Origin of the sequence: Amylibacter sp. SFDW26, assembly GCF_009184395.1 — a bacterium.
Classification (GTDB): domain Bacteria; phylum Pseudomonadota; class Alphaproteobacteria; order Rhodobacterales; family Rhodobacteraceae; genus Amylibacter.
The window spans coordinates 997,767-1,010,482 of the sequence record NZ_WEIC01000001.1 but is presented as its reverse complement, the minus strand read 5'-3'; the positions used below and the strand labels follow the sequence as shown (position 1 = coordinate 1,010,482).

Here is a 12,716-nt window from a genome sequence, read left to right as displayed (position 1 = left end):
ATGGCACAGGCTATGCAGGGTATTAAAAGTCTTTAAAACTTATTTTGTAAGGTAATCGTATTTACCGTCTTTCCATTCATAGAAAACGTAACCTGGTAGAGATACATCACCTTTGTCGTCGAATGAAAGATCACCAAGAGCAGTAGAGAAATTACCTGCATTCAATGCAGCAACCATTGGGTCGTAGTCTACTGAGCCTGCAGTTTCTGCAGCAGCTGCCCATGCTTGGATAGCAGCATATGTGTAAACAACGTAACCTTCAGTTGTTTTACCATCTGCTTCTAGGGCTGCAATGATGTCTTTAGCTGTTTCAGCTTTGCGAGGGTCTGGTGAGAATGTCATCAGTGTACCAGCACCAGCTTCACCTGTGATGGACCAATATTCATCTGTCACAAGAGCATCACCAGAAATAAGCGTTGTGCTCATACCTTGGTCAACCATTTGGCGTTTCATCAAGCCAGCCTCTGTGTGGTAACCACCCACGTAAAGCGCATCAATGCCGTTTTGTTTTAGCTTTGATACAAGCGCTGTGTAGTCTTTTTCACCAGCTGTGAAGGCTTCATAAAGTGTTGTTGTACCACCAGCGGCTTCGAACGCAGCTTTAGTCGCATCAGCAAGACCTTTACCATATGCTGTTTTATCGTGAACAACAGCCACTTTTTTGTCGCCAAAGTTTGCTTTCAAGAATGCACCAGCAACTTCCCCTTGTTGGTCATCACGACCACATACGCGGTAAACACCTGGGCCAGGACGTTCGTCCGTAAGCTTTGGGTTCGTGGATGCTGGTGAAATTTGGATGATACCTTCTTCTGCATATACAGATGATGCTGGGATGGATGAGCCAGAGCAGAAATGACCTGCCATAAACACAGCGCCTTTACCTGCCATTTGGTTTGCAACTGCAACCGCTTGTTTTGGGTCACATGCATCATCACCGACTTCTAGAACAAGTTGTTGGCCTAGAACACCGCCAGCAGCGTTGATATCTTTAACCGCTTGTTCTGCACCGATGCGCATTTGCTCACCGAATGAAGCGTACTGACCTGTCATTGGTCCTGCAGTCCCGATCACAATATCGGCCCATGCAGAGGATGCGGTCATGCTTAATGCCATAACTGCACTGCTTAGTAGTAACTTTTTCATAAGAACTTCCTCCTAGTTGTTGTGGATCTTTGGGATCCGATTCAATCTGTTATATAACAGACCAAACTGTGCCCAGAATGGGCTCTGATGCAAGCGTCGTTGTGTTTCATTCCACATCAGAATTCTGTTTTAAACGTGCCGTAATAGGGCCGCTTCTTTTGTACATCCAGCTATATTGTTGTGCCATTTGATTGGCACGTGTTGTAAAATACCCTAAATGCCCGATGACAATTAGAACTATGAAATCAACGATATAATAATGTGCGCTTAGCAATGTACCCTCGAATAAAGCAAAATGCATGAAGCGTGTCACGGCTGTTAGGAGCGCTACATAAGCGATAACTTGCCAGCGTGCACGCCAAGTCGATGCTATACTACGACCTGTCATCCATGCGATCCCACCTGCAATGATGCATGTAAGAAAGAAAAATACTAAAAACGAACTTTCCCAGATTAACCCTTCCATTAATGACCTCCTTCTAGGTAAGCCGCACGAACCTCTTCACGCGATAGTAATTCTTGGCCAGTACCTGTCAGTGTGATCTGGCCATTCACCAAGACATATCCGCGATGGGCAATCTTAAGGGCCATATTGGCGTTTTGTTCCACCAGCAAAACCGTTAAACCTTCCGATTTGTTTAACTCTGTGATGGTTTCAAAGATTTGCTTCACAACAATAGGGGCCAAACCCAAAGAGGGTTCATCAAGCAGCAATAATTTAGGGCGACTCATCAAAGCACGGGCAATTGCCAGCATTTGCTGCTCGCCTCCTGATAATGTGCCGCCACGTTGGCTTTGCCGTTCTTTTAGACGTGGAAAATAATTAAAGACTTTTTCCAAATCCTCATCCAGATGGTCCATGCCAATCACATTGGCACCCATCATAAGGTTTTCCAGAACAGTCATACGTGAAAAAATACGGCGCCCTTCTGGCGATTGTGCAATTTCGCGCTGCATAATTTCGTGGGTTGGCATTTTCTCAATGGCCTCACCACGATATGTGATCGTGCCTGTGCGTGCTTGTGGTGAGCCACAAATGGTCATCATTAATGTAGATTTACCAGCGCCATTAGCTCCAATAAGGGTGACTATTTCACCTTCATTCACGTGTACATCCACACCACGCAGGGCAATGATGCGACCGTAGTAGGTTTCGACACCTTCTATTTTTAGCATGGGTTCGCTCATTTTTTTGCTCCCTTGCTTTTTGCTGCTTTCTTTTTAACAGGTGTTTTCACAGCTTCTTCAACTTCGTCTTCATCAACACCTAAATAGGCCGCAATCACTTTTGGATCGTTGCGAATTTCTTCAGGAGAAGCGTCGGCTATTTTTTTACCATAATCGAGAACTGCAATATGATCCGAAATGCCCATTACAACATTCATGTCGTGTTCGATCAGTAAAACACTGGTGCCATGTTCTTTACCTATAAACAGTAATAACTCATTCAATTCAGCAGATTCTTTGCCATTTAAACCTGCGGCGGGCTCGTCCAAACATAATAATTTGGGTTCTGTACACATTGCGCGTGCAATTTCCAAACGACGTTGATCCCCATATGGTAAGTCAGCGGCTGGATCATCAGCGCGCTCTGTCAGGCCAACCTTATTAAGCCAGAATTTTGCCAATTCCATCGCATGACTATGACCATCTTGGTATTTTTTCAGGCCAAACAATCCGCCAAAAGTAAAGGATGACGCTGTCATCAAAGGCGCGTGTTGCGCAACCATCAGATTTTCCAGAACGGTCATGCCACCAAATAGTCGAATGTTTTGGAATGTCCGTGCAACTTTTGCATCACGTGATATTTCAAAGTCAGGCATGCGTTCCAAAAGATATAAAGCGGAACCATGGATGTCAGAACGGTTAGCAGAGGCTGTTAATGCATCAATTTTATCATAAGCATCCGTTTCATGAGCAAAACCAATGCGGCCTTCTGTGGGTTTGTAGAAACCCGTGATGCAATTAAAAACGGTTGTCTTGCCAGCACCATTCGGCCCGATCAGAGCTGTAATATCACCTTTGTAAGCGTCAAAGGACAAGTTATCGATGGCAAGTAAGCCACCAAAGCGCATGGTAAGATGTTGCACACTGAGCAATGGCGTACGTGTCATTGTTGTTTTTCGAGTGGTCGCCATTATCAGTGTCCTTCGCCTTGTGCCACAAGATCTGCGGAAACGGCTTTTCGTTCTTTCAAGAAGACGCTTGGAATACGTGTTGATACTAAACCACGCGGTTTCCAAATCATCACCAAAACCATACCGAGGCCAAAGACTAGCATCCGATATTCTTCGAGGTTACGGAAAATTTCCGTGCCTCCAATCAGAACAATAGCCGCCACAACAACACCTATTTGACTGCCCAATCCGCCAAGAACAACGATCGCAAGGATGATTGCGCTTTCGATAAAGGTAAAGCTTTCAGGTGAGATGAAACCTTGGCGTGTTGCAAAGAATGATCCTGCAATACCGCCAAACATGGCACCAATGGCAAAGGCAGATAGTTTTGTATTGGTGGTATTGATCCCCAATGAACGGCAGGCAATTTCGTCTTCGCGTAAAGCTTCCCATGCACGACCTAAAGGAAGGCGGCGCAGGCGGTTTGTGATCCAGTTTGTGAGCAAAGCCAGTGCTAGGATCAGGAAATATAGGAAAATGATACGGTGCATTGGAGAATAGGGGATGTCGAATAATGCTGCAAAACCACTGTCGCCACGTTTGAAATCGGCAAGACCAAAGAAACTTGGGCGCGGAATACGCGAGATGCCATCAGGACCACCAGTAACTTCGTACCAATTCAAAAGTACTACGCGGATAATTTCACCAAAGGCCAAGGTTACAATGGCAAGGTAATCTCCGCGCAATCGTAAAACAGGAAATCCTAGGATGACGCCCCAGAAACCCGCTAAAATACCTGCAAGTGGTAAGCATATCCAAAATGATAAGCCGAATGTTGTGGCAAGCAAAGCATATGAATAAGCACCAACGGCATAAAATGCCACATAGCCAAGATCCAAAAGGCCAGCAAGGCCAACAACGATGTTCAATCCCCAACCAAGCATTACATAAATTAAAACAACGGTTGCAATATCCAGATAGTAACGTGCCTGAGCAGGGACCGCTTGCATCAAAAGAAATGGAAGGAGTATGGCAAGCGCAAGAAGTGCGATTGGTATGATTTTACCCATACCAGAGGTTGCCCCTGAAAGGCCGTTTAATCCTTTATCTAAATAATCACCAACCTTGGTGTCTCGTCCCCAAAACAAATAAGACAGAACAAAACGGCCTGCTGCTGCGATCCCTGCGGCTGCAAACAATGCGCCCCAACGATATTTTAGTTCAATACCGCCAATGGCGATTTCTGATTTTACACCAATCAAAATGGCAGCCATCAAGAATGTGATGAAACCTGCAATAACCGCTTCTTTTAAAGATTTAATCAACAATGAATCATCATATTGATTTACGTCTGTCACGCTGCCCATTGTATTATACCTTTTCAACTTCTGGTTTGCCTAGCAAACCAGACGGCATAAAGATCAATACGATTGCTAGGATCGAAAAGGCTGCAACGTCTTTGTATTCAACGCTAAAGTATCCAGACCAGAACGTTTCGATCAACCCGATCAACAAACCACCTAACATAGCGCCAGGTAATGATCCGATACCTCCAAGAACAGCTGCTGTGAATGCTTTAACACCTGCTAAAAAGCCGATGTAGAAATCAACTACGCCATAATACAACAGGAACATAACGCCTGCGACAGAAGCCAGTGCAGCCCCCATAATAAACGTTAGTGAAATAGTGCGATCTACATTCACGCCTAATAATGAAGCCATTTTTGTATCTTGTTCACATGCACGTTGCGAACGGCCAAGGGACGTTTTGTTAATAAGGAATGTAAAGCCAAACATCAGAACGACTGTAACCGTCATAATTAGAATTTGAATATTTGATAGATATGCAGAAAAACCAGTTTCTGCATTTACCATTACATCATGACCACCTGTAACAAGGGGTTGTATGGATTTATTTCGCGCACCTTGGGAAATTTGAACGAAATTTTGCAACACAATCGACATGCCAATTGCAGTAATAAGCGGCGCCAAACGAAACGAGCCACGTAAAGGGCGATAAGCAATACGCTCAACGGCCCAGCCCCATGTAGCGGTAAGTACCATCGAGACGACAAGAACAAAAAGAAGAACAAATATAATTGTCCACATACCTGCTGCAGCTGTTAAGCCAAGAGCTACGATAAGGATTAGGGAAATGAACGAACCGACCATGAAGATATCACCATGAGCGAAGTTAATCATTCCTATAATGCCATAGACCATCGTGTATCCAATCGCGATAAGTCCATAAATTGACCCCAGCGTTAGTCCATTAATCAATTGTTGTACAAAATATTCCAAAATTCTCTCCCCAAATGACAGCAAGTAATTTGCAGATATGGCTGTCAGGCAGATGAAAGCACCCATTCTGGCGTCCTTGCAAGTGAATTTCGTTATTTTTGCTACTTTTGGTGAAAAAAAGTGAGCTGGATGGGTTTTGCGGTTTTTTTGCTCATTTATGCGTCATCTTTTGGGTTTTATTCTTATCCAGCATATTTGTAATTTATTTACTGTATGAAATATATTTATAACTCCAATCTGAATCACTTGCGGCTTGAAAATAATGCTCTACCCTAGATAACATACATATTCCGCTCTTAATGTTTTGAATATTCAGGTTAATAACTGTCGTTTTTTACTTGAATATATAGTGGTTATGTTTTTTGTTACTTGTCTGATGTTGCTTAATCAGCAATTTGAAATAAGTCCAACTTGGGAGAGACTTCATGAAATTTACACGAAACTTAAAAGCCTTTGCGATTGGTGCGTCATTGGTTGTAGGGATGGGCACATCTGCAATTGCTGCTGATCTTAAGTTCTTTACAATTGGTACGGGTGGCACAGCCTATACATATTATCCAGTGGGCGGTGTGATCGCGAATGCGATTTCTAAACCACCAGGCTCGCGTGAGTGTGACGCCGGCGGTAGCTGTGGTGTGGAAGGTCTGATTGCATCAGCCGTTTCATCACGCGGTTCAGTGGACAACGTGAATGCGATTAACTCTGGTTTGCGCAATTCTGGTTTTGCACAATCTGATGTGGCTTATTGGGCTTACACAGGTACGGGTACTATGGAAGGCAAAGAGCCAGCTACAGAATTACGTACAATCGCTGCTTTGTTCGAAGAGCATATTCACCTAGTGGCTTTGGCTGACAGCGGTATCAACTCTGTTGCTGATCTGAAAGGTAAGCGCGTTTCATTGGATGAACCAGGTTCTGGTACATATGTTGATGCGAACCTGATTATGGAAGCAAATGGCCTAAGTGTTGATGATGTAACCGCAGAAGCCCTTAAAGGTGGCGCCGCATCAGAAGCATTGCGTAACGGCAAAATCGATGCATTTTTCGTGGTTGCGGGTTACCCAACGGGTTCATTGGTTGAATTAGCATCAGCTGCAAAAATCAAATTGGTTCCAATCGCAGGTGATGCGGCTAAAGCATTGTCAGAGAAATATGGTTTCTTTGGCCTAAGCGATATTCCTGCGGGCACATATGAAGGTGTTGATGCAACCGCAACTGTGGCTGTTGGTGCGCAATGGTTCACTTCTGCAAAAGAAGATGATGATTTGATTTACAACATCACAAAAGCATTGTGGAACGACAAATCACGCAAATTGTTAGACGTTGGTCATGCCAAAGGCAAAACAATCACTTCTGACACCGCCTTGAACGGTATTGGTGTTCCTTTGCACGCAGGTGCAGAGCGTTTCTATAAAGAAGTTGGCCTACTTAAATAAGCACTAAAAGAATAGCTAAAGCCCAAGTGTATCATACGCTTGGGCTTTATGCGTTATTGGGGGAGGACATATTATGTCTACAGAGACAGAAAAAGAATTATCAGCGGAAGAATTGGCCGAGATTGAGCGCAAGTTTGATCCAGAAACAGCATTTCGACCGACGGGGAAAACTCTGGCGATCATCATCACAACGGCATTGGTTGCAATGTCTGTTTATCATTTTTATGCATCAGGTTTTGCCCTGATCCGCGAATTGCTGCACCGTGGTATTCACTTAGCTTTTGTTTTGGGCTTAGTGTTTTTGCTGTTTGGCATACGCAAAGCGAACACATTAGAACCAGCCGCACCTGCTTGGTACCGCATAAGCGGTGTTCCAATTTGGGATGTTTTATTGGCAATCATTGCTGTTGGAGCATCTTTATATCTTCCATTGTTACCTCCAGAAGTGGTTGCTGAACGGGTCGGGAACCCATCCCAAAGTGACGTCCTTATGGGCACTGCATTGTTGGTGCTAACCCTTGAAGCCTCACGTCGCTCAGTTGGTCCAACATTGCCTATTATCGGTTTGATTTTTATAGCTTTTGCTATCTTTGGCCCTTGGGCACCAGGTGCGTTGAAACATGGCGGAACAAGCTGGCTTGGTTTGATCAACCACCTTTATATGACCAACCAAGGCATCTACGGCATCGCAATCGGTGTGATGGCGCAGTATGTATTCTTGTTCATTCTCTTTGGTGTCTTGGCAACACGTATCGGCTTGGGGCAACTATTCATTGATTTGGCCATGGTAATCGCGGGTCGTTATTCTGGCGGTCCTGCAAAAGTGGCGATTTTCTCATCCGCATTCATGGGGACGATTTCAGGCTCCTCTATCGCAAACACTGTGACGACTGGTGCCTTGACGATCCCAGCGATGAAACGTGTGGGATATCCTGCACATTTCTCTGGCGCTGTCGAAGCGACAGCTTCCACTGGCGGTCAGATCACACCGCCCATTTTAGGGGCGGCAGCTTTTATTATGGTCGAGTATCTGGAAATTCCACTGCGGGATGTTCTTGCAGCGGCGCTCTTCCCAGCTTTGTTACACTACTTCGGTATTTTCATCATGGTGCACCTAGAGGCCAAAAAACTTGGCTTGAAAGGCTTAAGTGCTGCAGAATTACCAAAAGCGGGCATTGTTTTACGTCAGCACTGGTTGTCTATCATCCCATTAGCGATTTTGGTTTATTTGATCCTGAACGGTAAGACCCCAGACTTTGCGGCTGTATATGGCATCATCGCTTGTGTCGTGGTTGGGTTTTTAAACCCAACAGACCGCCTAACCATACCTGATCTTTGGAAAGCCTTAGCGGCTGGTGCCAAGAACACATTGGCTGTAGGTGCTGCTGCCGCGACTGTTGGTGTCGTTGTGGGCGTTGTGACATTGACTGGTGTAGGGTTCCGTCTGGGGTATGTTGTTGTTCAAACGGCAACGGATATTGGGACATTCTTAAGTCAGGTGCCAATTCTTTCCTACTTTGTTGTCGAGCAATGGGCGCTATTCGTATCGCTGATCCTGATTGCGATTTCCTGTATCATCATGGGGGCAGGGATACCGACAACAGCAACCTATATCATCTTGGTGGCAGTCGCCGCACCTGCATTGGCACAATTGCAGGTCCAACCATTGGTATCGCATTTCTTTGTCTTCTATTACGGCGTGTTGGCGGATATCACCCCACCAGTAGCTCTTGCTGCTTATGCCGCTGCGGGTATTGCGGGCTCTAACCCCTTCAAGACAGGGAACACAGCCTTTAGGCTTGGCATTGCCAAAGCATTGGTACCATTTGTGTTTGTCTATTCACCAGCGCTCTTGTTAGTGGCTGACGGGTTCACATGGTATTTGTTCACGATCACGTTGGCCGGCGCCATGTTGGGGATTGCCAGTCTGGGTGTGGCTTTCTCTGGCTTCTTAGTGGCACCAATGAGCAAAGCTGAACGGTGGTATGTTGGTCTGGTAGCGTTCCTATTTATCGCACCGGGCCTTATCACCACATTGGTTGGTTTAGGGTTAATGGCGCCGATTATTATCCGGCAAATTGCCCTTAAAAACTCCAGCGGTGCGAAAGCATAGCGTTCTACTGGACAAACACTCATTTAGCGCTACTTATCAATGCCATGATAAGTAGCGCTAAAGGTCAGAATATGTTTCGCAATACTACCGCGGCACTCGCCATCATTTCCCTAAGCAGTATCAGCGCCTTTGCAAATGAGGATGATCATGTTGTAACGCCTGATACGGTACAGGCATCTGTTACTCAGGTCGTGGCTGATCTTGATAAGGCCAATAGATCACTGGCTTATATGAGCATCACAAACAACCTGTCTGTCGCCATCGTTTTGCGCGATGTGAAAACCGATACTGGCAGGGCGTTTATGTATAAGATGGCAAAGATATTCGGGACGACCGTTCAAAAGAACGTAGATTTCCTAAACATCAACCCAGGCAAAACCGTAACGTTTCAATCGGAGCCATATCGTTTGAATATGCCGAAAGGCTCCACTCAGATTGAGTTAAACTTTGGCCCCAAAGGGGATCTTAGTGTTCCTGTGAATTAAAGGCGGGTTTACACCAAACCATATGTCAAAAGGATCATGTGAAGGCCAATGCCTGCACAGCCAGCGCCGATCAATGATCTTGTGCGCGCACTTTTGAATATGAACCCGATGAAAACACCAATCAGATGCAGAACCGCACTCGCAATTAAGAAGCCAATCACATAGGTTGTTGGGTCATTCAATGATGGCACTTCTTGCCCATGTGCGTGTCCATGAAAAATCGCAAAAACACCCACCATTGGATAAGCTATAAAAATTCCAAGCTTTGCTCCCGTCGCAATAGCCAAACCAAGAAGCAATACTGATAGGGCGATGATGCCTTCGACTTGTGGTAATCCAATACCAACCAGCCCGAAAATTCCGCCAACAGCTAGGAATATCACAAAAGCAGCGGGTAGAGACCAAATGTGTTTATGTCCTAATTGAACAGATAAAAGCCCCACCGAGATCATTGCCAAAAGATGGTCAAATCCCAAAACGGGATGCAAGAGGCCTGAAACGAGGCCGCTTGCGCCAGCTACGGCTGGTAGTGAAGTTAATAAGGCGGGGACATCTGTCATTAAGTGCGTAATCATACGCGGGACGTTATTGAGCCTTTAAATGAATTGCAAACTTTTCGCGTATTGCTGCGTCAATTTGTGGATCAAGAGATGCATTTGATTTTTCACTCAAGAACTCATTCTTCATTTTGATTGCTTTTTCGATCAAATCAGGTTTGTCATTTTCCGCCCATTCTTTGGGTGAAGTACGGTCCCCTAGTGTCGGGTATACATGATCTGTTTGCATGCGGCTTAATGTTTGATCTGTACCCAAAAAGTGCCCAGGTCCATTTAGACAAACATCTGCAATTTGATCTAACGCCAGTGTTTCATCAGAAACCTCAATACCACGAACACAGCGCATTGCTTGACCGATAAGATCGTCAGCAAGAATTAGAGATTCGAAACAGAACCCAAGCAAAGAAGCATGCATACCAGCTGCCTCATACACCATGTTCATGCCAGAAAGGCCGGACATAACATTTGAACACATTTGTTCCCAACCCGCTTGCATATCAGGCATTTTTGCATCAGATGCACCAGCTGCTGCACCGCCTGGTAAACCATAGAATTTGTGCATTTGTGCAGAACCTGCAGACAATAAAGCTTGCTCACCAGAGCCAACAGACATAGCGCCTGTGCGCAGATCCAGTCCAAACGGCCATGTCCCAATTATAGCTGGGTGCCCTGGCGCTACGGCGTTTACATATACAAGGCCAGCAAGACATTCTGCTGTTGCTTGTGCGATTGCACCTGCAATTGTAGATGGAGCCGTCGCACCTGCCATGCCAGCGGATAAAAGTAGGATTGGCATACCACCGCGAATACAATGTTCCATCACTTCACAAGATTCCGTTGCGAACTTCATAGGCGGAACAACAAAACAGTTTGTATTACATATGAAAGGCCGCTCACGGTATTTGTCTTCACCGCCTGCGATTTCATAGATCATTTCAAACGCGCCAGGTACAAAATCAGGTTCTGTAAAGCTGGTGCCAACATGTTTGGTTGTACCAGAACAAGATGCATAGATTGTGTTCAAATCCATCTCATAATTATCTGGAATGTCACGACAAACCATTGGGCGTTGGAAAAAATGAACATTGTCCAAACGATCTACGATTTTAGCTGCGTCATATAAATCTTGAACATAACACTCACGATATTCGTTCTTTTCGACATCGACCATGTTCACAGCCGCACCTGCAGTGCCATAATGAACGCGATTGCCATAAAGCTCTAGATCGTTTTTGCCATCCCGACTGTAAAGCGTAACCTTTTTGGCGGCAACGGCCAAAGCATCTTCAACCACCGAACGGGGGAAACGCAAACGACCGTCTTCGCCTAGAATTGCACCAGCTTTGGTCAAAATTTCCACACCAGATGGCGGGGCATCAGCCATGCCTATTGTTTCCAACGCTTTCAAAGCCGCTTCGTGGATTTTAAGCACATCAGCGTCTGAAAGGGGCTTATATGTACCGCCTTCCATACCTGCGCGAATTGGGCGGGTATCTTCGGTTAGCGGGGCTGCACGCATGGCTTGGCGGGCAGCACGGCCCCCTGATCTACGTGTTCTATTCTCTGACATTGTTATTTGTTCCTTGATTTTGCGTGAATTTAGTGAAAGTCAGCAAAATAAGGGGAACCACGCGCGGCGCGTCCACGATTGGCACCAATCGTGAGCGAAATTAAAACAGTCATCCAGTTTACATTTATCATGTGATAATGGTGTGCTGAAATCTGCTATTGCTGCTATCACATAAGCGGCAATAATGTCGTTTTTAGTGGTTTCAAAAAGCCCTATTGCCTTAGGGGAAAGATAGAAGTATTGCGTCGCCATAGGATTTAAAGCGTCGCTTTTGTACGAAGGAAGAAACACTCATGTCAGTCAGCATGTTAAGCACGTTTGTAAAACCTATGCACAAGGAAGGCATTAAGTTTGTTGCGATATTCGCTGCAGTAACTTTAGTGCTTTTCTTAATCGCAGATTTCTTAGGATGGATCGGAGTAGGTTTAACCGTTTGGTGTTACTACTTTTTCCGTGATCCGAAACGCTCTATACCCGTGCGTGAGGGATTAATTGTTAGTCCTGCTGATGGTGTCGTCTCCCTTATCGAAAAAGCAACGCCACCAGAGGAATTAGGCTGTGGAACAGAACCTCTGACACGTGTCAGTGTCTTTATGAATGTTTTCAACTGCCATGTGAACCGAGCACCCGTTGCTGGAACCATTAAAGCAATGGCATATCGACCTGGTAAATTTTTTAATGCGGCTTTGGATAAAGCCAGTTCAGATAATGAGCGCAACTCGTTATGTATCGAAATGGCTGATGGTCGCGAACTTGTTGTGGTGCAAATCGCAGGCCTGGTTGCACGCCGTATCCTTGGTTTTGTGCAAAAAGGTCAAACATTGCGTACGGGCGAACGATTTGGCCTGATCCGTTTTGGCTCTCGCTTGGATGTGTATCTGCCAGAGGGCGTCAAACCAATGGTTGCCCTTGGTCAAACAATGGTCGCCGGTGAAACTGTTCTGGCTGATCTGAAATCAGATGAAGCTCAACGTACAGCACGAGAAGAATAATC

Annotated in this window: 12 protein-coding genes; 4 read left to right on the top strand and 8 right to left on the bottom strand. The window is 45.4% G+C overall.

Features of this window, described 5'->3' with window-relative positions; translation table 11 throughout:
* Window positions 1–39: 39 nt before the first annotated feature.
* From F9L33_RS05085 to F9L33_RS05060, 6 genes are all read right to left on the bottom strand, one after another.
* A complete protein-coding gene (locus F9L33_RS05085) occupies window positions 40–1,143 on the bottom strand; it encodes a branched-chain amino acid ABC transporter substrate-binding protein (RefSeq protein WP_152141636.1) in 1,104 nt (367 codons plus the stop codon).
* Between the two features lie 106 nt (window positions 1,144–1,249).
* Complete coding sequence (locus tag F9L33_RS05080) at window positions 1,250–1,609, bottom strand: DUF6867 family protein (protein WP_152141635.1); 360 nt, start codon at window positions 1,607–1,609, stop codon at window positions 1,250–1,252.
* Window positions 1,609–2,319, bottom strand: a complete 711-nt coding sequence (locus F9L33_RS05075) for an ABC transporter ATP-binding protein (RefSeq protein WP_152141906.1) — start codon at window positions 2,317–2,319, stop codon at window positions 1,609–1,611. The genes F9L33_RS05080 and F9L33_RS05075 overlap by 1 nt, the downstream gene beginning before the upstream one ends.
* An 8-nt stretch (window positions 2,320–2,327) precedes the next feature.
* Window positions 2,328–3,281: an ABC transporter ATP-binding protein gene (locus F9L33_RS05070; RefSeq protein ID WP_226803950.1), complete on the bottom strand. Its 954-nt coding sequence runs from the start codon at window positions 3,279–3,281 to the stop codon at window positions 2,328–2,330.
* Window positions 3,282–3,283: 2 nt separating this feature from the next.
* Window positions 3,284–4,627 carry a high-affinity branched-chain amino acid ABC transporter permease LivM gene (livM, locus tag F9L33_RS05065; protein ID WP_152141634.1) on the bottom strand — a complete coding sequence of 448 codons (1,344 nt, stop codon included), beginning with the start codon at window positions 4,625–4,627 and terminating at the stop codon, window positions 3,284–3,286.
* Window positions 4,628–4,631: 4 nt separating this feature from the next.
* Window positions 4,632–5,561, bottom strand: a complete 930-nt coding sequence (locus F9L33_RS05060; RefSeq protein WP_152141904.1) for a branched-chain amino acid ABC transporter permease LivH — start codon at window positions 5,559–5,561, stop codon at window positions 4,632–4,634.
* 425 nt (window positions 5,562–5,986) lie between these two features.
* Between F9L33_RS05060 and F9L33_RS05055 the strand changes: the two genes are divergently transcribed.
* The 3 genes from F9L33_RS05055 (at window position 5,987) to F9L33_RS05045 (ending at window position 9,595) form a co-directional block, all read left to right on the top strand.
* The gene (locus tag F9L33_RS05055; RefSeq protein WP_152141633.1) at window positions 5,987–6,997 is read left to right on the top strand and encodes a TAXI family TRAP transporter solute-binding subunit; all 1,011 of its coding nucleotides are present in this window, start codon (window positions 5,987–5,989) and stop codon (window positions 6,995–6,997) included.
* Between the two features lie 73 nt (window positions 6,998–7,070).
* On the top strand, window positions 7,071–9,110 hold the full coding sequence (locus tag F9L33_RS05050) for a TRAP transporter permease (RefSeq protein ID WP_152141632.1): 2,040 nt from the start codon (window positions 7,071–7,073) through the stop codon (window positions 9,108–9,110).
* A 71-nt stretch (window positions 9,111–9,181) separates the two neighbouring features.
* The gene (locus tag F9L33_RS05045; RefSeq protein WP_152141631.1) at window positions 9,182–9,595 is read left to right on the top strand and encodes a copper chaperone PCu(A)C; all 414 of its coding nucleotides are present in this window, start codon (window positions 9,182–9,184) and stop codon (window positions 9,593–9,595) included.
* Between the two features lie 8 nt (window positions 9,596–9,603).
* Here the strand turns inward: F9L33_RS05045 and F9L33_RS05040 are convergent, their stop codons facing one another.
* Both F9L33_RS05040 and F9L33_RS05035 read right to left on the bottom strand, forming a co-directional pair.
* Window positions 9,604–10,155 (bottom strand): HupE/UreJ family protein, encoded by a 552-nt coding sequence (locus tag F9L33_RS05040; RefSeq protein ID WP_226803946.1) that lies wholly within the window; start codon window positions 10,153–10,155, stop codon window positions 9,604–9,606.
* Window positions 10,156–10,180: 25 nt separating this feature from the next.
* Window positions 10,181–11,722, bottom strand: coding sequence for a trimethylamine methyltransferase family protein (locus tag F9L33_RS05035; protein WP_152141629.1), 1,542 nt, complete (start codon window positions 11,720–11,722; stop codon window positions 10,181–10,183).
* A gap of 293 nt (window positions 11,723–12,015) precedes the next feature.
* Between F9L33_RS05035 and F9L33_RS05030 the strand changes: the two genes are divergently transcribed.
* Entirely contained in the window at window positions 12,016–12,714 is a 699-nt protein-coding gene (locus tag F9L33_RS05030; RefSeq protein ID WP_152141628.1) for a phosphatidylserine decarboxylase, read from the top strand.
* Window positions 12,715–12,716 lie beyond the last annotated feature (2 nt).

Coding starts and splice junctions, on each gene's coding strand:
- F9L33_RS05085 (WP_152141636.1), bottom strand. CDS start 1,143: ATGAAAAAGTTACTACTAAGCAGTGCAGTTATGGCATTAAGCATGACC.
- F9L33_RS05080 (WP_152141635.1), bottom strand. CDS start 1,609: ATGGAAGGGTTAATCTGGGAAAGTTCGTTTTTAGTATTTTTCTTTCTT.
- F9L33_RS05075 (WP_152141906.1), bottom strand. CDS start 2,319: ATGCTAAAAATAGAAGGTGTCGAAACCTACTACGGTCGCATCATTGCC.
- F9L33_RS05070 (WP_226803950.1), bottom strand. CDS start 3,281: ATGGCGACCACTCGAAAAACAACAATGACACGTACGCCATTGCTCAGT.
- livM (WP_152141634.1), bottom strand. CDS start 4,627: ATGGGCAGCGTGACAGACGTAAATCAATATGATGATTCATTGTTGATT.
- F9L33_RS05055 (WP_152141633.1), top strand. CDS start 5,987: ATGAAATTTACACGAAACTTAAAAGCCTTTGCGATTGGTGCGTCATTG.
- F9L33_RS05050 (WP_152141632.1), top strand. CDS start 7,071: ATGTCTACAGAGACAGAAAAAGAATTATCAGCGGAAGAATTGGCCGAG.
- F9L33_RS05045 (WP_152141631.1), top strand. CDS start 9,182: ATGTTTCGCAATACTACCGCGGCACTCGCCATCATTTCCCTAAGCAGT.
- F9L33_RS05040 (WP_226803946.1), bottom strand. CDS start 10,155: ATGACAGATGTCCCCGCCTTATTAACTTCACTACCAGCCGTAGCTGGC.
- F9L33_RS05035 (WP_152141629.1), bottom strand. CDS start 11,722: ATGTCAGAGAATAGAACACGTAGATCAGGGGGCCGTGCTGCCCGCCAA.
- F9L33_RS05030 (WP_152141628.1), top strand. CDS start 12,016: ATGTCAGTCAGCATGTTAAGCACGTTTGTAAAACCTATGCACAAGGAA.